General features: G+C 72.8%; 20 protein-coding genes and 1 riboswitch. Of the genes, 5 read left to right on the top strand and 15 right to left on the bottom strand.

The features are described 5' to 3' along the window. Positions 1 to 39: 39 nt before the first annotated feature. The 8 genes from EJF31_RS13825 to groL form a co-directional block, all read right to left on the bottom strand. Positions 40 to 600, bottom strand: coding sequence for an NTP transferase domain-containing protein (locus EJF31_RS13825; RefSeq protein ID WP_125037577.1), 561 nt, complete (start codon positions 598 to 600; stop codon positions 40 to 42). A 27-nt stretch (positions 601 to 627) separates the two neighbouring features. Next, on the bottom strand, positions 628 to 1,299 hold the full coding sequence (locus EJF31_RS13820; RefSeq protein ID WP_125037576.1) for a hypothetical protein: 672 nt from the start codon (positions 1,297 to 1,299) through the stop codon (positions 628 to 630). Further along, positions 1,296 to 1,865: an RNA polymerase sigma factor gene (locus tag EJF31_RS13815; protein WP_125037575.1), complete on the bottom strand. Its 570-nt coding sequence runs from the start codon at positions 1,863 to 1,865 to the stop codon at positions 1,296 to 1,298. Before EJF31_RS13815 ends, EJF31_RS13820 begins: the two co-directional genes overlap by 4 nt. Positions 1,866 to 1,906: 41 nt before the next feature. Further along, a complete protein-coding gene (locus EJF31_RS13810; RefSeq protein ID WP_125037574.1) occupies positions 1,907 to 2,875 on the bottom strand; it encodes a hypothetical protein in 969 nt (322 codons plus the stop codon). Between the two features lies 1 nt (position 2,876). After that, a complete protein-coding gene (locus tag EJF31_RS13805; RefSeq protein WP_125037573.1) occupies positions 2,877 to 3,503 on the bottom strand; it encodes a cytochrome b N-terminal domain-containing protein in 627 nt (208 codons plus the stop codon). Next, complete coding sequence (locus EJF31_RS13800) at positions 3,500 to 3,679, bottom strand: hypothetical protein (protein ID WP_125037572.1); 180 nt, start codon at positions 3,677 to 3,679, stop codon at positions 3,500 to 3,502. The genes EJF31_RS13805 and EJF31_RS13800 overlap by 4 nt, the downstream gene beginning before the upstream one ends. Positions 3,680 to 3,790: 111 nt before the next feature. Continuing rightward, positions 3,791 to 4,258 carry a respiratory nitrate reductase subunit gamma gene (gene narI, locus EJF31_RS13795; protein WP_260430836.1) on the bottom strand — a complete coding sequence of 156 codons (468 nt, stop codon included), beginning with the start codon at positions 4,256 to 4,258 and terminating at the stop codon, positions 3,791 to 3,793. Between the two features lie 100 nt (positions 4,259 to 4,358). After that, positions 4,359 to 5,984, bottom strand: a complete 1,626-nt coding sequence (groL, locus tag EJF31_RS13790; RefSeq protein ID WP_125037803.1) for a chaperonin GroEL — start codon at positions 5,982 to 5,984, stop codon at positions 4,359 to 4,361. Between the two features lie 213 nt (positions 5,985 to 6,197). On the opposite strand from groL, the gene EJF31_RS13785 reads away from it, so the two are divergent. Continuing rightward, positions 6,198 to 7,115 carry a nitronate monooxygenase family protein gene (locus EJF31_RS13785; protein WP_125037571.1) on the top strand — a complete coding sequence of 306 codons (918 nt, stop codon included), beginning with the start codon at positions 6,198 to 6,200 and terminating at the stop codon, positions 7,113 to 7,115. Here the strand turns inward: EJF31_RS13785 and EJF31_RS13780 are convergent. Next, positions 7,107 to 7,961: a RimK family alpha-L-glutamate ligase gene (locus EJF31_RS13780; RefSeq protein WP_185736260.1), complete on the bottom strand. Its 855-nt coding sequence runs from the start codon at positions 7,959 to 7,961 to the stop codon at positions 7,107 to 7,109. The genes EJF31_RS13785 and EJF31_RS13780 overlap by 9 nt on opposite strands. A gap of 10 nt (positions 7,962 to 7,971) precedes the next feature. Further along, the gene (locus EJF31_RS13775) at positions 7,972 to 8,823 is read right to left on the bottom strand and encodes an SGNH/GDSL hydrolase family protein (protein ID WP_260430835.1); all 852 of its coding nucleotides are present in this window, start codon (positions 8,821 to 8,823) and stop codon (positions 7,972 to 7,974) included. A gap of 127 nt (positions 8,824 to 8,950) precedes the next feature. Here EJF31_RS13775 and EJF31_RS13770 point away from each other — a divergent pair, with 127 nt between their 5' ends. From EJF31_RS13770 to EJF31_RS13760, 3 genes are read left to right on the top strand one after another with little or no spacing between them, the layout of a single operon-like run. Next, positions 8,951 to 9,313, top strand: a complete 363-nt coding sequence (locus EJF31_RS13770; RefSeq protein WP_125037569.1) for a YciI family protein — start codon at positions 8,951 to 8,953, stop codon at positions 9,311 to 9,313. Then, positions 9,310 to 10,551, top strand: coding sequence for an RNA polymerase sigma factor (locus EJF31_RS13765; RefSeq protein ID WP_125037568.1), 1,242 nt, complete (start codon positions 9,310 to 9,312; stop codon positions 10,549 to 10,551). Before EJF31_RS13770 ends, EJF31_RS13765 begins: the two co-directional genes overlap by 4 nt. Before the next feature lie 48 nt (positions 10,552 to 10,599). After that, a complete protein-coding gene (locus EJF31_RS13760; RefSeq protein WP_125037567.1) occupies positions 10,600 to 11,799 on the top strand; it encodes a DUF2157 domain-containing protein in 1,200 nt (399 codons plus the stop codon). Positions 11,800 to 11,814: 15 nt separating this feature from the next. Here the strand turns inward: EJF31_RS13760 and EJF31_RS13755 are convergent, their stop codons facing one another. From EJF31_RS13755 to EJF31_RS13735, 5 genes are all read right to left on the bottom strand, one after another. Then, positions 11,815 to 12,090 (bottom strand): MoaD/ThiS family protein, encoded by a 276-nt coding sequence (locus EJF31_RS13755; protein ID WP_125037566.1) that lies wholly within the window; start codon positions 12,088 to 12,090, stop codon positions 11,815 to 11,817. Positions 12,091 to 12,132: 42 nt separating this feature from the next. After that, on the bottom strand, positions 12,133 to 13,413 hold the full coding sequence (gene thrC / locus EJF31_RS13750) for a threonine synthase (protein ID WP_125037565.1): 1,281 nt from the start codon (positions 13,411 to 13,413) through the stop codon (positions 12,133 to 12,135). Positions 13,414 to 13,422: 9 nt separating this feature from the next. After that, a riboswitch (SAM riboswitch) is annotated at positions 13,423 to 13,571 on the bottom strand. A gap of 673 nt (positions 13,572 to 14,244) precedes the next feature. After that, positions 14,245 to 15,090 (bottom strand): trehalose-phosphatase, encoded by an 846-nt coding sequence (gene otsB / locus EJF31_RS13745; RefSeq protein ID WP_125037564.1) that lies wholly within the window; start codon positions 15,088 to 15,090, stop codon positions 14,245 to 14,247. Between the two features lie 48 nt (positions 15,091 to 15,138). Then, positions 15,139 to 15,645, bottom strand: coding sequence for a LytR C-terminal domain-containing protein (locus tag EJF31_RS13740; RefSeq protein ID WP_125037563.1), 507 nt, complete (start codon positions 15,643 to 15,645; stop codon positions 15,139 to 15,141). Positions 15,646 to 15,647: 2 nt separating this feature from the next. Next, on the bottom strand, positions 15,648 to 15,944 hold the full coding sequence (locus EJF31_RS13735; RefSeq protein ID WP_125037562.1) for a DUF3263 domain-containing protein: 297 nt from the start codon (positions 15,942 to 15,944) through the stop codon (positions 15,648 to 15,650). Between the two features lie 121 nt (positions 15,945 to 16,065). Here EJF31_RS13735 and EJF31_RS13730 point away from each other — a divergent pair, with 121 nt between their 5' ends. Then, positions 16,066 to 17,058, top strand: coding sequence for a Gfo/Idh/MocA family protein (locus tag EJF31_RS13730; protein WP_125037561.1), 993 nt, complete (start codon positions 16,066 to 16,068; stop codon positions 17,056 to 17,058). The last annotated feature ends 7 nt before the right edge of the window (positions 17,059 to 17,065 follow it).

Genomic DNA, 17,065 nt, shown 5'->3' with positions numbered 1-17,065 from the left:
GGCGCGTTGGCGCTGGGTTGGCGGCCGGCCGGCGGCCGATCAGGCAGGGGTGTCGCGGTCGCGGCCCGTGGCCAGGTCGCCGCACTCGACCAGGAAGACCATGTGGGTCGCCAGGTAGTCGCGCGCGCCGCGGTCACCGGTCGCCGTCTCCAGCACGCCGTGCCAGTGGTCGCGGCCGATCAGGACCGGGTGGCCCGGCTCCCCGTCGTACGACGCCCGCGCGAGCGTGCCGTGGTCGGTGCCGAGATCGGTGACCCGCCGGACCACGTCGGCCGAGACATCCGGTAGATCGACGAGCGAGACCACAGCGGCCGAGGCGTCCCCGTCGGCGACCGAGGCGAGGCCGGCGCGCAGCGAGGCGGACATGCCCTCGGCCCAGTCCTCGGCGACGACGACCGCGACGCCGAGGTCGCCCAGCAACGGGGAGGCCTCGTCGGCGGCCGCGCCCAGGACCACGGTCACGTGGTCGCAGCCGCCCTCACGCAGCGCCCGGACCCCTTGGACGAGCCACGGCTCGCCGCCCTCGTCGCGGACCAGCGCCTTCGGCTGGCCCATGCGGGTGCCGGCACCGGCGGCGAGAAGGATTCCCTGGAGCGTCACGCGCCCACCTTGGCAGACGGACCCCGATCAGCCGGGGAACGCCTCGGCGTAGAGCGCCGCGAGCCGGGCGTCGTAGGGGCCGCTGAGCCCGCAGACCGTGACCCGGCCGTCGGTGGCCGAGACGAGGTAGCGGCCGCCGTCCTGGAACTTCACCGCCCCGACGAGGGCCTGCATCACCTCCGGGTCGGCCTGGACCTTGACCAGGTCGGTGGCGTCGCCGGCGTAGAAGTGGGTCGGGACCAGCGTCACCAGGTCGGCGGAGATGTCGGTGACGGTGCCGTCGAAGGCGATCGCCTGCGTCGAGAGGATCCGCGCGGACGGGACCATGCACTTGCCGCTGGTGGCGGCCGGCGCGGAGAGCTGGGTCACCGTCGGGTCGCCGCCCGCGCTGGGGACCTCGTCGCCGGCGTCGTGCCTGAGGAACCCGAAGACCCCCACGCCGGCGATCAGGACGACCGCCGCGGCGGCGACGATCCAGGTCAGCAGGCCGCGGCCGTGGGTGCCGTCCTCGCGCGTCTCGGGCGGCTCGTAGTGGTGCACGTCGGCGTGCAGGTCCTCGGTCCGGTCAGTGGCCATCGTGTCCTCCAGGAGTCTGGCCACCCGAGACGGGTCAGCCGGTGGCAGGTCGGACGCCGGGTCGATCGCGCGCAGGCGGGCCAGCAGCGCGTCGTCCCGGTCGAACTCGTCGAGCTCGCTCATGACGTCCTCCCTTCTCTCGACTCCTCATGTCCGGCCGGCCCGGAGACCTTTCGCAGGGCCTCCTTCAGCTGCTGCCGGGCCCGGTGCAGCCGGATCGAGGCCGCGTTGGAGGTGATGTCCATGACGGTCGCGATCTCGCTCGGCCCCAGCTGCTCCCACGCCCACAGGCGCAACAGCTCGGCGTCGTCGGGGCGCAGCCGGCCGAGCGCCTCGGTGAGCAGGTCGTCGGCGCCCTCCCCCGGCCCGGGCACGGTGGCACGGGGCGGGTCGACCGCCGCGATCTTCGCGGCCAGCCGCTCCTGGCGCCGCGCGCTGCGCTGGGCGTTGGCCAGGCAGTGGCGGGCCACGCCGTAGGCGTAGGGCAACGGCTCGGCGGGCAGGTCCTCCAGCCGCCGCCAGCAGACCAGGAGGGTCTCGGCCAGCACGTCCTCCGCCGTGGCGGGGTCGGTACGCCGGGCCAGGAACCGCCGCAGCGGCTCGACCAGACCGGGCGCGGCCCGCTCGAAGCGGGCGCGCCGGTCGTTGCTGTGTCGATCGTCGTGTCGGTCGTCCCCGTGTCCGTCCACCTGCCCCACGGTGTCACATGTCCGGACGGGGGCCGATACTTTCACCGCCGCGCGGACGAGTGCCTGCGGTAGTGGTCGCGCCAGATCAGCCGGTGCACCGGGATCCACCGCGGAATGTCACGCAGACCCGGGATCAGCGGCAGGAACATCAGGCCCAGGGTGAGGACCATCATCAGTCCCCACACGAGCGCATCGGCGTTCTCCGAGGTGGAGAACGGCTGCACCTGGTACCAGAACGTGTAGAGCCACATCCACGGCTGCCCCGGGTAGTTGCCCGTCTCGTTCATCATGCCCCACTGGTCACCGCCGAGCTTCTGCACGACCGCGAGGTCCTCCAGGTAGGCGCCGTCCGAGAGCAGCAGCATGGCCCGGGTCTGGTCGCCTCCGTAGAAGTTGCCGGACGACGTCAGCCCGCCCTCGAGACCGCCCGACTGCGCCACGGCGAGGAGCCCTGCGGCCAGCGCCGGCACGGGGCCGTAGTCACCGGTCGCGGCCTTGGCCGGGTCGCCGCCCGGTGCGGCGGCCAGCGCGTCGGAGTAGCCGGTGGCCCACGCCTGCTGCTGGGTGGCCGACGCGGCGCGCCACTGCTGGACCGCCGACGTGACGGCGGCGTTCCCCGTCTGGGCCTCGAGCGGCTGGAGCACCAGGTCCGCGGAGTCGACCGGGATCCGGACCCCGCCCCACTTCTGCAGGGAGAGCCCGAGGAGCTTCTGGCCGTCGCTCGCGTGGTTGTACGGCGCGCCGTACGTCGCGCTCGTGGTCGTGCCGGCCAGCTCGGCGGTGGCCGTGGCCACGACGTCGGCGGGATCGGCCGTGGCCCAGCCCTGCATCGTGATCGCCTTCTCGTCCGGGGAGGAGAAGGCGGCGGCCAGGACCGCGGTGAGCAGCGTCATCGCCACCAGTGCGATGACGAACTCCTTCACCAGGTCGTAGGGGCGGGTCGGGAAGTCGTGGGAGTCCGGGGTGCTTCCCCGCGCTCCCCGCGGCGTCCGGACGGCGATGGTGACCATGTCAGCGTCCTTCCTCATCCAGCGGCGGCACGACGCCGTGGCGACGGACCAGCACGATGTGCCACACGACGATCGCCACGACCACGACGGGCACGAGCACCGCGTGCCACAGCAGCATCTGACCCGGGTTGAGCACGTTGAACCAGGCGCCGACGCCGATGGAGTTGATGCCGTCCTTGGCCTCGGCGCTGATCCACTGCGAGTCGAAGTTCGACTGCGACAGGTAGCCCGTGAACGCCGCGCCGATCGAGGTCACGAAGGCCACGACGCCGGTGCTCCAGGTCAGCGCGCGCCGGCCGCGCCAGGCCGCCATCCAGAACTTGCCCCAGAGGTGGACGACCATGGTGGCGAAGAAGAGCTCCACGCTCCACAGGTGCATCGAGTTCACGAAGTGCCCCAGCGACGACTCGTGCCACCAGGCCGCGCCGCCCACGGCGAGCGCGGCACCCGTGCCGAGCACCACCAGCAGCGAGGCGAGCGAGAGCACCCCGAAGACGTAGATCCAGGAGGCTACGTACGCCGGCTGCCGGTCGGGCAGGGCCTGTCCCGGCGGGACGAGCGTGGACAGGCGCGTGCGCAGCCCGACGGTCCAGCTGCGCTGGTCCTCGGGTGCGACCCGGGTGCTCATCGCGGGTCCCGGTCCGTCGGGTCCTCACGCTTCCCGTGCGGGAAGGGCAGGACGATCGCGAGCAGGAAGACGACGACCATCGACACGATGATCGAGGCGTTGGTGGCGCTGATGCTGATGACGCCCCAGTGGAGGTAGTGCCCCGCCGCGAGGGCGGTGGAAGGGTGGAACCACATGACCGGTCACCTCGAGCCCCGGGTGCCGGGTGGCGCCCGCTGGCTCCAGCGTGGGCCGCGGATCGGGCGACCGGTAGGGCCGATGGCCCGGGCCGAAGGTCACCTCGTGGGTCAGCCGACCCGGTCCCAGCCCCGCCGCGGCCGGTGGCTGCCGAGCTGGACGTCCCGGCTGCGGTAGACGATGTAGGGCCGGGTCAGGTAGCCCAGCGGCGCGCTGAAGACGTGCACCAGCCGGGTGAAGGGCCAGAGCGCGAACAGCCCGAACGCGACCAGCGCGTGCAGCTGGAAGCCCAGCGGGGCGTCGGCCATCAGGGACGCATCGGGGTTGAAGGCGAGGAACGAGCGGTACCAGACCGAGACGCCCTCGCGGTAGTTGTAGTCGCCGCCGACGGTGAGGATCGAGCCGGCCACGGTGTTCCACATCCCCAGGACGATCACCGCGGCCAGGAAGGCGTACATGACCTTGTCCATGGGGGTGGTCGCGGAGAAGACCGGTCCGGTGGTGCGGCGACGGTAGATGAGGATCGCCATGCCGACCACGGTCATCACGCCGGCGAGCAGTCCGCCGGCGACCGCCACCAGCAATGGCGCGAAATCGGCCGCCCCTCCCGGGAGACGGCAGCAGGGCCCCGGTCCGAAGACCGGGGCCCTGCTGGTGGAGCGTGTGGTGAGGCGGGACTCAGAAGTCCATGCCGCCCATGCCACCGGACGGGTCGCCCATCGGGGCGGCCTTCTCCGGCTTGTCGGCCACGACGGCCTCGGTGGTGAGGAACAGCGCGGCGATCGACGCGGCGTTCTGCAGCGCCGAGCGGGTCACCTTGGCGGGGTCGATGATGCCGGAGGCGATCATGTCGACGTACTCGCCGGTGGCCGCGTTGAGACCGTGACCGGGGGTCAGGTTGCGCACCTTCTCCGCCACGACGCCGCCCTCGAGGCCGGCGTTGATCGCGATCTGCTTGAGCGGGGCGTCGGACGCGAAGCGCACGATGTTGGCACCGGTCGCCTCGTCGCCGACGAGCTCGAGCTTGTCGAACGCGGTGGCCGCAGCCTGCACGAGCGCCACGCCGCCACCGGCGACGATGCCCTCCTCGACGGCCGCCTTCGCGTTGCGAACGGCGTCCTCGATGCGGTGCTTGCGCTCCTTGAGCTCGACCTCGGTGGCCGCGCCGACCTTGATGACCGCAACGCCGCCGGCCAGCTTGGCCAGGCGCTCCTGCAGCTTCTCGCGGTCGTAGTCGGAGTCCGACTTCTCGATCTCGGCGCGGATCTGGTTGACCCGACCCTCGATCTGGGCGGTGTCGCCGGCACCCTCGACGATGGTGGTCTCGTCCTTGGTGATGACGACCTTGCGGGCCTGGCCGAGCATCTCGATGCCGGTCGACTCGAGCTTGAGGCCGACCTCCTCGGAGATGACCTGGCCGCCGGTCAGGATCGCGATGTCCTGCAGCATGGCCTTGCGGCGGTCACCGAAGCCCGGGGCCTTGACGGCGACGGACTTGAAGGTGCCACGGATCTTGTTCACGACGAGCGTGGACAGGGCCTCGCCGTCGACGTCCTCGGCGAGGATCAGCAGCGGCTTGCCGGACTGCATGACCTTCTCGAGGAGCGGCAGCAGGTCCTTGACCGAGGAGATCTTGGAGTTGGCGATGAGGACGTAGGGGTCCTCCAGCACGGTCTCCATGCGCTCCGGGTCGGTCACGAAGTACGCCGAGATGTAGCCCTTGTCGAAGCGCATGCCCTCGGTGAGCTCGAGGTCGAGCCCGAAGGTGTTGGACTCCTCGACGGTGATGACACCTTCCTTGCCGACCTTGTCCATCGCCTCGGCGATGATCTCGCCGACGGTGGTGTCAGCGGCGGAGATCGAGGCCGTGGCCGCGATCTGCTCCTTGGTCTCGATGTCGATCGCCATGTTGGACAGCTGCTCGGAGACAGCGGCCACGGCGGCCTCGATGCCGCGCTTGAGGCCCATCGGGTTGGCACCCGCGGCCACGTTGCGCAGACCCTCGCGGACCATCGCCTGGGCGAGAACGGTCGCGGTCGTCGTGCCGTCGCCGGCGACGTCGTCGGTCTTCTTGGCGACCTCCTTGACGAGCTCGGCGCCGATCTTCTCGTAGGGGTCCTCGAGCTCGATCTCCTTGGCGATGCTCACACCGTCGTTGGTGATCGTGGGGGCGCCCCACTTCTTCTCCAGGACGACGTTGCGGCCCTTGGGACCGAGGGTGACCTTGACGGCGTCAGCGAGCGTGTTCATGCCACGCTCGAGGCCGCGCCGGGCCTCCTCGTTGAAAGCAATAAGCTTGGGCATTTCAGCCATTCCTCACGCGTATGAGTTCATGGGGACCCGATCGGTGGGCTGCCCGCGACGGACGGTCGAGACTTGCTGGCGAACCCTTTCTCGCCAGGGTCTGGACCTCAACGTCACCGATCCGGTGTTGTCACTCTCATGCTACGAGTGCCAGCGTCATGTTTAGCACTCGACCCCCGAGAGTGCAAGGAGATCGCGGCTACCGTGGGGGTCATGCACCTGCCCGACCAGCTCCGCACCCCCGTCCCCCTCATCGGCGCCCCGATGGCCGGCCCGGGCGGCGGCCGGCTCGCCCACGCGGTCGGCGCGGCCGGCGGCCTCGGGATGATCGGGGTCGCGGCCACCCGCGACGGCGGCTGGATCCGCGGGCAGGCGGCGATCGCCGGCGCCGACGGGACGCCGTACGGCGTGGGCCTGATGGCCTGGGCCCTGCCCGACGCCCCCGACCAGCTCGAGGCGGTCCTCGAGCTGCGCCCGGCGCTGGTCTCGGTCTCCTTCGGCGAGTACGCCGGCCCCCTCGGCCGGCTGCGCGAGGCCGGGATCCTGACCGCGACCCAGGTCGGGTCGCTCGACGACCTCGAGGCCGCCCTGGACGCGGGTGCCGACGTCCTGGTCGTGCGGGGTGCCGAGGCGGGCGGCCACGGACGCAACGCGATGGCCACGCTGCCGCTGCTCCAGCTCGTGCTGGACCGGACCAACCTGCCCGTCTACGCCGCCGGCGGGATCCTGAACCACCGCGGGCTCGCCGCCGTGGTGGCGGCCGGTGCCGCGGGCGCCTGGGTCGGCACCGCCTTCCTCGGCTGCGTCGAGACCGACACGTCCCCGCGGGCCCGGCAGGCGCTGTTCGCCGCCACCGAGACCGGCTACGGCCGGGTCTTCGACGTGGCCCAGCAGGCGGCCTGGCCCCGCGAGTTCGGGGGCCGTGCCGTGGCCAACGCCTACTTCGACGCGTGGGTCGGCCACGAGGACGACCTCGACGAGGCGGCGCGCGAGCGCCACCGCAAGGCCGTCGAGGCCGAGGACTTCACCACCGCCCACCTCTACGCCGGCGAGGGAGTGGTCGCGCTGGAGCACGAGCTCACCGCCGCCGACGTGGTGGCGGAGTTCGCCCGGGCACTGCCCTCAGCGTGAGAGCCGGGCCGCGACGGCCTCGGCGAACGGGATCGCGTTGAGGGGCATCACGTCGAGGTAGAGCCCGGGCTCGGTCACCTCGATCTCGCTGACCACCAGCCTGCCGTCGTGCCGCATCATGTCGACGCGGCCGTAGACGATCTCGGCGCCGATCAGGTCCGCCGCCGCGGCGACGGCCCGGGCCGCCAGCAGCGCGGCCTCGTCGGTCAGCTCGACCGGCCGGGAGCGGCCGCCGAAGTGCTCGTGCACCCGGATCTCCCCCGAGGCGGGACGCTTGTCGACCTGGCTCACCGGTCGGCCGTCGATGACGAAGACCGAGGTCTCGCCAGTGTCGCGCACCGACTCCACGAGCGGCTGCACCACCCACGGCCCGCCCGGGCTGTCGGCCGCGGGCAGCCAGGTTCGGGCGTCGTCGACGACCTCGACACCGAAGCCCCCGGCGCCGACGCGGGGCTTGACGACCGAGACGCCGTAGCCGGCCGCGGCGAGCCGGACCTCCTCGTCGTCGTCGGCGGTCCGGGTCGGCACGACGGGAAGGCCGGCCTCGGCGAGGTCGACGAGGTAGCCCTTGTCGGTGTTCCAGCGGAACACCTCGACCCCGTTGAGCAGGGCGGGGCCGACCCCCGCTGCCCAGCCGAGGAACTCCCCGAGCCGGCTGGTGTAGTCCCACGTCGACCGGACGGCCACGACCCGGGCCGCAGCCCAGTCGACCGACGGGTCGTCCCACAGCACCCACCGGCTGGCGATGCCGGCTGCGTCCAGGGCCGCGTCGAGGGCGACGTGGCCGGGCTCGCCGTCGGGCCAGTCCGCACACGTGACGAGCAGGACGGGAGGCGGGCTGGTCACCCCACGGACCCTACCGATCCGACGGCTGTGCCGGGGGCTGGTGACCGAAGGGCACGTGTTCCTCCACGCCCAGGGCGGCCAGCACCGACGGCAGCATCGCCCTGGCGGTCCGCTTGTAGCCGAGCGCACTGGGGTGGAACCGGTCCAGGCTGAACATCTCGTCGGGGTTGGTGATGAAGAACGGGCCGACCACGTCGGCCAGCGACACCGCGTGCGCGCCGGACCGGACCGCCGCCGACGCCTGCGCGGCGGCCAGCTGGCGCGAGGCCCGCGAGCCCAGGGAGCGCAGCGGCTGCGGCACCGGCCGTAGCGCGCCGAGGTCGGGGCAGGTCCCCACGACCACCGCGCTCCCCCGCTCCCGCAGGACCGCGATCGCCTCCTCGAGGTGCTTGACCGAGTCCGCGACGGGCACCCGGTGGGTCACGTCGTTGCCGCCGACCACGATCACGGCGACGTCCGGCACGTAGCCCGGTCGCAGCCCGGCGATCTGGGCGCCGAGCATCGAGGACTCCGACCCGACCACGGCCCCGGTGGTCAGCCGCACCGACCGCTGCGTCGCCTTGGCCAGCCGGGTCGCGAGGCGGGCCCCGAAGGTCTCCTTCGGCAGGTCGGCCCCGAGCCCGGCCGCGATCGAGTCGCCGAGCACGAGCAGCTCGATCGGGTCGCCGTACTTCTTCTTCCAGACCTTGTCGGCGCGGGGTGCCTGCTCGCCGAGCGGCTTGCCGATCATCCGGCGCGCGGCCTCGGCCTGGCGGTGCAGGAGCTCGCGGGCGCCGTACCCGATCCCGCCGGTCGCCAGGCCCACGGCGGCGGCGCCGATGCCGAGTCCGAGCAGGCGTTGGAGGAGTCGTTCGCGATTCACCCCCCAGTGGAACCACGGCGACCTGAACAGTCCCCGACGAGATCGTGTGCGGGACGTGTCGATTTCGCCCGCCCTCGCCCGTCATCTCGGTGACAGACTCCTTCACACCACCTTGAGAGGACCGACCATGACCGAGTACGTCGTGCTGATTCCGGGCAACGAGAGCAGCTGGCTGAACGCCACCGAGGAGCACAAGGCGCAGATGTACGCCAAGCACGGCGAGTTCCACCGCCTGCTCGGCGAGCGTGGCCACAAGGTCGTCGGCGGCAACGAGCTCACCCACTCCGGCACCGCCAAGGTGGTGCGCGGCGAGCTCGACGCGATCACCGTCACCGACGGCCCGTACGCCGAGACCGTCGAGCAGCTGACCGGCTACTACGTCGTCGACACCGACGACCTCGACGACCTGCTGCAGGTCTGCGGCATCCTGGCCGGCGCCGAGGGCGCCATCGAGGTCCGCGGCACCGTCGACCACTCCGGCGGGATGTGACCGACCCGCTCGCCGCCGTCCTGCGCGACGAGTGGGGCCGACTGCTGGCCCTGCTCGTCGCGCAGTTCCGGCGGCTCGACCTGGCCGAGGACGGCCTGGCCGACGCCTTCGAGGCCGCCGCCCGCACCTGGCCCGGCGACGGGGTCCCCGCCAACCCGCCGGCCTGGCTGCTGACCACCGCGCGCCGCCGGATCATCGACCGGCTGCGCACCGAGACGGTCGCGGACCGGGCGCTGCCGGTGCTGGCCGTCGAGGCCGACCTGACCGAGGAGGCGCAGCGCACGATGGCCTTCCCGGAGGGCCCCGACGGGCCTCCCGGCCGGATCGGCGACGAGCGGCTCCGGCTCGTGCTGCTGTGCGCGCACCCCTCCCTGCCCCGCGAGGCGGCCGCCGCCCTGACCCTGCGGCTGGTGCTGGGCGTCCCGACCGAGGACGTCGCGCGGCTCTTCCTCGTCAGCACGCCCACGATGGCGGCCCGGCTGACCCGGGCCCGCAAGCGCCTCGCCGGACAGCACTTCGCCGTCCCGTCCGGCGCCGAGCTCGACGCCCGGGTCGGGGTGGTGGCCGACGTCGCCTACCTGGCGTTCACCACCGGCTACGCGCCCGCGTCCGGGGCCGATGTCCTCCGCGCCGACGTCGCCGGGGAGGCGATCAGGCTCGTCCGGGTCCTGCGGGACGTGCTGCCGCCGGACCACCCGCGCGCCGAGCTCGACGCGCTGCTCGCACTGATGCTGCTGCAGCACTCCCGCCGCGACGCCCGGGTCCGCGACGGCGCGATCGTGCTGCTCGCCGACCAGGACCGGTCGCTGTGGCGGCACGAGGACGTCGACGAGGCGGTCGAGCTGCTCACCCCGCTGGCCCACGCGCCGGCGGCGCCGTACCTCCTGCAGGCGTTGATCGCCGCGGAGCACGCCATCGCGCCGGACCCCGCGGCGACGGACTGGTCCCGGATCGCGGACCGCTACCGCGAGCTCGACGAGCTCACCGGCTCGCCCGTGGTTCGGCTCAACCGGGCCGTGGCGGTGGCCGAGGCGGACGGTCCGCTCGCCGGGCTGCGGCTGCTCGAGGGGCTCGCCCTCCCCGGCCACCGGCTGCCGGCGGCCCGGGCCGAGCTGCTCGCCCGGGCGGGACGTGGCGACGAGGCGCGCACGGCGTACGACGAGGCGATCGGCCGCTGCCACAACCTGGCGGAGCGGGCGCACCTGGTGCAGCGCAGGGCCGAGGTCCCCCCGGGCTGAGCCCATGTCCTCCTGCGCGCGACCGGTCGCCCGCGGCACGCTGGGCACATGACCACCGACGCACCGACGCGCGGGCAGGTCCCGGTGAGCCCGGGGCAGCTCGAGTGGCTCACCCACGAGATCAGCACCTGGCAGGGCGAGGGGCTGCTGACCGAGGCACAGGCTGCCGCAATCGCCGGCCGCTACCGGGCCGGCCGGCGCTTCTCGATCGGGCGGCTTCTCCTCACCCTCGGCGCGATGTTCGTGGGGGTCGGGCTCATCTGGCTGGTCGCCGCGAACCTCGACGCGCTCTCCCCGCTCGGCCGCTTCGTCGCGGTCGCCGCGATCTGGCTGGCCGTGCTGGTCACGGGCGAGGTGCTCGCCCGTCGCCGGACGAGCCACCCCGGGATCCCGGCGGCCGTGGTGGGGGCAGTGCGCCTGCTGGCCGCGCTCGCCTTCGGGGCGGTCGTCCTCCAGGCCGCCGACAGCCTGGACTCCTCCACCCAGACTGGCCTGGCCGGCTACTGGGCGCTCGGCACGCTCGTGCACGCCTACGCCGCCCGGGCGACCATGCCGCTGCTGGTCGGCATCGCCACGGGGGCCTTCTGGGTCCTCACGCGGTCGGGGAACGACCCGAGCGGACTGGCCGTGGTGCTGTGCCTGACCGGCGCCGCGGTGCTGGCGGTCTCACTCGCCGTGGTGCACCAGCGCTGGCTGCGCGGGTTCGCGGCCCCGTGGCGGGAGGCGGGTGCGCTGCTGGCGCTCGTCGGCCTGTTCGTGGCCGCCCTGCCCTTCGTCGACGCCGCGCACTTCGCGTGGACCCCGGCCCTGGCGATGGTCGTGGCGGCGGCCGGCGCCGCGGCCGTGGCCGCCCTGGTGCTCGCCTCGGGCACCGACCGGTTCGAGCCGCTCGGCGCGCTGGCGGTGAGCGGGATCGCCATCGGCCTGGTCCTCTGGGACGCGGGCAGCGACACCGACGCACCGCTGACCACGGGCGCGGTCCTCCACGCCGTCCTCAGCGTCGTCGTCTACGTGCTCGCCGCCGTGGCTGTCGCCGTCGTCGGCACCCTGCGGGACAGCTGGCGGCTGACCGGCCTCGCGACCGCGGCCCTCGTGGTCTTCACGACCTTCCAGAGCTTCGCGGTCTTCGCCCGCGTCATCACCGGCGCCTGGCTGTTCCTGCTGCTCGGGCTGGTCTTCCTCGCGACCGGCGTGCTCTTCGACCGGGCCCGCCGGGAGATCGCCGCCAACCTCGAGGACGCGGACTGAGCAGTCCCCGGTCGGTCAGCCGCCGGCGACGGCGGGGATGACGGAGATCTGGGTGCCGTCGGGGGTCGCCGTGGCCAGGTTGTCGAGGAACCGGACGTCCTCGTTGCCGACGTAGACGTTGACGAAGCGGCGCAGCTGGCCGGCCTCGTCGAGGATCCGGCCCTTGATCCCGGCGTAGCTGGCGTCGAGGTCGTCCAGCACCTCCGCCAGGGTGCCGCCGGCGGCGGTCACCTCGGACTCGCCGCCGGTGTAGGTGCGGAGGATGGTCGGGATGCGGACGGACACGCTCATGGGGGCTCCTGTCGGGGTGGTCGGGCGGGGCTCAGGCCGTGCTCAGGCCAGGCCGGTCGCCGCGAAGGCGGCGTACGACGGGTCGATGGTCGCAGCGGGACCGACCGAGTCGGCGACCGCGTCGAGGGTCTTCAGGCCGTGGCCGGTGTTGATGACGACGGTCTCGAGGCTGGTGTCGAGCTGACCGGTCTCGACGAGCTTCTTCAGGACGCCGACGGTGGTGCCGCCCGCGGTCTCGGTGAAGATGCCCTCGGTGCGGGCCAGCAGCACGATCGCCTCGCGCACCTGGTCGTCGGTGATGTCCTCGACGGCACCACCGGTGCGGCGGCAGATGTCGAGCACGTAGATGCCGTCGGCGGGGTTGCCGATGGCCAGGCTCTTGGCGATCGTGTCCGGCTTGACCGGGCGGATCGCGTCGACGCCGGCCTTGTAGGCCACCGACACCGGGGAGCAGCCCTCGGCCTGGGCGCCGTACACCTTGTAGGGCTTGTCCTCGACGAGCCCGAGCTTGATCAGCTCCTGGAAGGCCTTGTCGACCTTGGTCAGCTGCGACCCGGACGCCACCGGGATCACGATCTGGTCGGGGAGCCGCCAGCCGAGCTGCTCGGCGATCTCGTAGCCCAGCGTCTTGGAGCCCTCGGCGTAGTAGGGGCGGACGTTGACGTTGACGAACGCCCAGCCGTCCTCCTCGCCCGCGATCTCCGAGGCGAGCTTGTTGACGTCGTCGTAGTTGCCGTTCACGGCGATCAGCGAGTCGGTGTAGACGGCCGAGTTGACCTGCTTGGGCTTCTCGAGGTTGCTCGGGATGAAGACCACGGTCTTGATGCCGGCGCGGGCACCCGCCGCCGCCACCGCGTTGGCCAGGTTGCCGGTGCTGGGGCAGGCGAAGACCTTGGCGTGGAACTCCGTGGCGGCGCTCAGCGCACAGGCCACGACCCGGTCCTTGAAGGAGTTGGTGGGGTTGGTGCTGTCGTCCTTGACCCACAGGTTGTCGATGCCGAGCTCGCGGCCGAGGTTGTTGGCCCGGAGCAGCCGCGTGAAGCCGGGCTCCATGTTGGGGCTCTGCTCGATGTCGGACGGCACGGGCAGCAGCGCCTTGTAGCGCCAGATGTTGGCGGGTCCGGCCTCGATCTCCTCGCGGGTCACCTGCGGGAAGTCGTAGGCGATCTCGAGCGGACCGAAGCACTCCGGACACGCGTAGTGCGGCCCCAGCTCCACCTCGTGCCCGCACTCGCGGCACGAGAGTCCCTTGGCGTGCCCGAAGGCACCCTCGCGCAGGGTCGGCTCGGACGGGGTGGTCGTTTCGGCAACGACAGTGCTCATGAGTCCTCCTTCTCATCTTCCCCACCGCGTCTCTCGCGCCGGGCCGGAATTAGCACCGTTTCCACGAACCGCTTCCCGTCACGGACGACGGTGGGCGGAGGCTCGTGGCGGTTGCCGGGACTTCACTGGGCCGTTCCCTCAGTCCCTCTCGATGAGCTGGTGGAAACAGTACGGCGTGCGTCTCAGCATGTGCACGTCGAGTCCACATGGTGGAGGTTGCTTGCCGCGTTGTTTGTCGCCCGCTTCGCGGGCGGGGTGCCGCTGCGCGGGGCAGCCTCCCCGGGGGTTCCTCCACCCGGCTGGGCCGGCGGGACGCTCCCGTGGACCCCACGCACGGCGCAGGGTCGGACGCGTCGCCGCCCACGACGTCCGCCGTGGTTGCGGTCCGCTGGGGCGGCGCCACGCACGACTTTTACGCGCCGTGCGTGGGGTCCCCGTCCGCGCCCCACCGTCCCGGCTGCTTCCCGGCCACCGGGCGGGCGGGGATCAAGGGTCGCCCAGCTGACCCGTTCCGGGCTGACGCGGCATGTCCCCTGTCATGCGGCAGCGCGGACCGGGTGGTCGACCGGACCTTGTTCCCCGCCCGCCCGAGAGCCCGGGTACGGCCCGGGGACGGCGGGGCGAGCACGCGGGCCCCTCGCGAGGTCCCGTAAAAGGTCGGCGTGGCGCCGCCGACGGCGAACACGGAAGGAAACCGCCTGTAGCGGCGACACGGCGACCCAAGGGACTCGCGAGGGGACCGTGGGAGCGCCCCGTCGGCCCCACCCCGGAGCCCGACGTCCCGGGAAGGCAGCCCCGCGCAGCGGCAACCGCCCGCGAAGCGGGCGAGACCTAGTCGCGAAGCATCCGCGCATCGAGCGTCAGCTGCCGCAGCAGGTCCAGCACCCCCTGCGGCCCCTTCACGACCACGTCGCTCAGGGGGATCAGCGAGCTCTCCTCGTCCGAGGCCGAGCAGACCAGCAGCGTGGGCAGCCCCCGGCGACGCAGGTCCGCGACCGCCTCGAACGCCTCGACGTCCCCGAGGTCGTCGCCGGCGAACAGGAACCCGCCCGCCTCGAGCTGCTCCACGAGGCCCTCGACGACGAGCCCCTTGTGCATGCCGTGGGAGCGGATCTCCACGACGTTGCGGCCGGGCTCGACGACCAGGTCGTGGGCGGCGGCGAGGTCACGCAGTCCGGGGAGGACGCGCTCGAAGGCGCCCTCGGGGTCGGGGAGGCGGCGGGTGTGCACGGCCACGGCGAGGCCCTTGTCCTCGATGAACGCGTCCGCCGCGTCCGCCGCGCGGAGGGTGCGCGGCAGCTCCCGCAGGAAGCTGGCGAGGCCGGAGGGGGGCCGCGGGGAGATCACGCGGCGGTGGGTGGAGCTCCAGCGCTCGTTGCCGTACTGCCCGAAGAGGTAGAGCTCCTTGCCGGTGTCGCCGATCGCGTTGCCGACCTGCTCCAGCCCGCCGAGCGCGAGGGCCTGCCGGGCCGGGCGGCCGGTGATCACCGCGATCGCGGCGACCTGGGCGGCGAGCTCGACGAGGACCTCGGAGGCCTCGGGGTGGATGTGGGCCGCCTCGGGGTCGTCCACGATCGGCGACAACGTGCCGTCGAAGTCGAGCCCGACGACGGTGGAGGCGGCGGTGCGCACCAGCGCGGCGTACCGCTGCTCCCCCTCGACTGAGGTGAACTCCATGGCCCAACCCAATCACGACCGGGGGTCGCGGTGGGCGGGAGGGAAGGATCAGGCGGCGTCTGAGGTGAGGATCACGGTCAGCCGGTCGAGGCGCATCGGGTCGATGGCGGGCTCGAGGCGGCGGATGCCCAGGTCGAGGGCCAGCACCTTGGCGGCGGCCTTGAGCCGCTGCGGGTAGTAGACCGTCGAGCTCGGGATGGTGCCGTACCAGTTGTCGGAGCCGACGACCTGCCAGCCCGCGTCGGTGGCGCGCGAGGCGATCCGGCCGGCGAGGCCGGTGATGCCGGAGTTGTTGTAGACCTCGACGTAGACGGCCGAGCGCTTGACGGCCGGCTCGAGGTGGCGCGGCTTCTGCACCTTCTGGGGCGCGGCGGAGGCCGACGGGCTGGGCGCCGCGTGGGCGACGTTCGTGACCTTGCGCTCGGTGGGCGCGGGGTCGCGGGTGGCGACGAAGGCGATGCCGGCCATGGCGACGGCGATGATGCTCAGCATCACGACGGGCGAGGGGAAGACCACGCCCCGCTGGTTGCGGGGCCGGTGGGCGAGGCGGGACATGCTCAGACCTCGAAGCCCAGGCGGCGGGCGGAGCGCTGGCGCTGGCGGGCGGCCCGGAGGCGCCGCAGGCGGCGGACCAGCAGCGGGTCGGCCTCGAGGGCGTCCGGCCGGTCGATCAGGGCGTTGAGGACCTGGTAGTAGCGCGTGGAGCTCATGTCGAACTTCTCGCGGACTGCGGTCTCCTTGGCACCGGCGTACTTCCACCACTGACGCTCGAACTCGAGGATCTCGCGGTCGCGCTCGCTCAGGGTCGGCGCGGCCTCGGCCTCGAGGCCCTGCAGCGCGTTCGCGGCATCCATGCGCAATCTCCCCGTGTGATCAGATGGTGTTCCGACGCCAACTGTAGGCGACGAACCACATCGATGTCATTCGCTCCCGGCGAGTCGCGGGGAGCAACTGGGACACACCCGAGGAGGACCCGTGAGCGACACCTGCGGTTGGGGCGTCCTGGCCACCGGCCGGATCGCCCGGAGCTTCGCCACCGACCTCCGCGAGGTGCCCGGAGCCCGGCTGGCGGCCGTGGGTTCGCGCAGCCAGGAGTCCGCCGACGCCTTCGCACGGGAGTACGGCGACGCCGCGACGACCGCCCACGCCTCCTACGCCGCGCTGGTGCAGGACCCCGCGGTCGACATCGTCTACGTGGCCTCCCCCCACGCGCTGCACCTCGAGCACGCCCGGATGGCCTTCGAGGCCGGCAAGCACGTGCTGTGCGAGAAGCCGCTGACCCTCAACACCGCCGAGGCCGAGGAGATGGTCGCGCTGGCGGCCCGGCACGACCGGTTCCTCATGGAGGCCATGTGGATGGCCTGCAACCCGGTCATCCGGGCCCTCCAGGACCCCGACCGGTTCGGGACGCCGCGGCAGGTGCACGCCGACCTGGGGTTCGTGGTGGACCGTCCGGCCACCGACCGGCTGCTCGACCCGGCGCTCGGCGCCGGCGCCCTGCTCGACATGGGCATCTACCCGCTGACCTTCGCGCACCTGCTGCTGGGCGAGCCGACCCGACTCGCCGCGGTGGCCAACCTCAGCGAGAGCGGCATCGACCTCGACGTCGCGGTCGCCGGCCTGCATCCCGGCGGCGCGATCTCCGCGCTCAGCGCCTCGATGACCTCGGTCTCGCCCCGGACGGCCACGGTGGCGACCGACCGCGGGACGCTCGTCGTGCCGACGCAGTTCCACCACCCGACGTACGCCGAGTGGACGCCCGTCGGCGGCGAGACCGAGCGGATCGAGGGTGCCGAGCCGTTGCTCGGCAGCGGCCTGGGCAACGAGGCGGCCGAGGTGCAGCGCTGCCTGCGCGAGGGGCTGCGCGAGAGCCCGCTCGTCCCCCACGCGCAGACGTTGTCGCTGATGCGGCAGATGGACGACATCCGCGGGCAGGTCGGGGTCCGGTACGACGCCGACGGCGCTTGAGGTCCGT

The organism is Nocardioides sp. LS1, from assembly GCF_003865225.1.
GTDB lineage: Bacteria > Actinomycetota > Actinomycetes > Propionibacteriales > Nocardioidaceae > Nocardioides > Nocardioides ginsengisegetis.
This window is presented reverse-complemented; position numbering and strand designations above follow the sequence as displayed.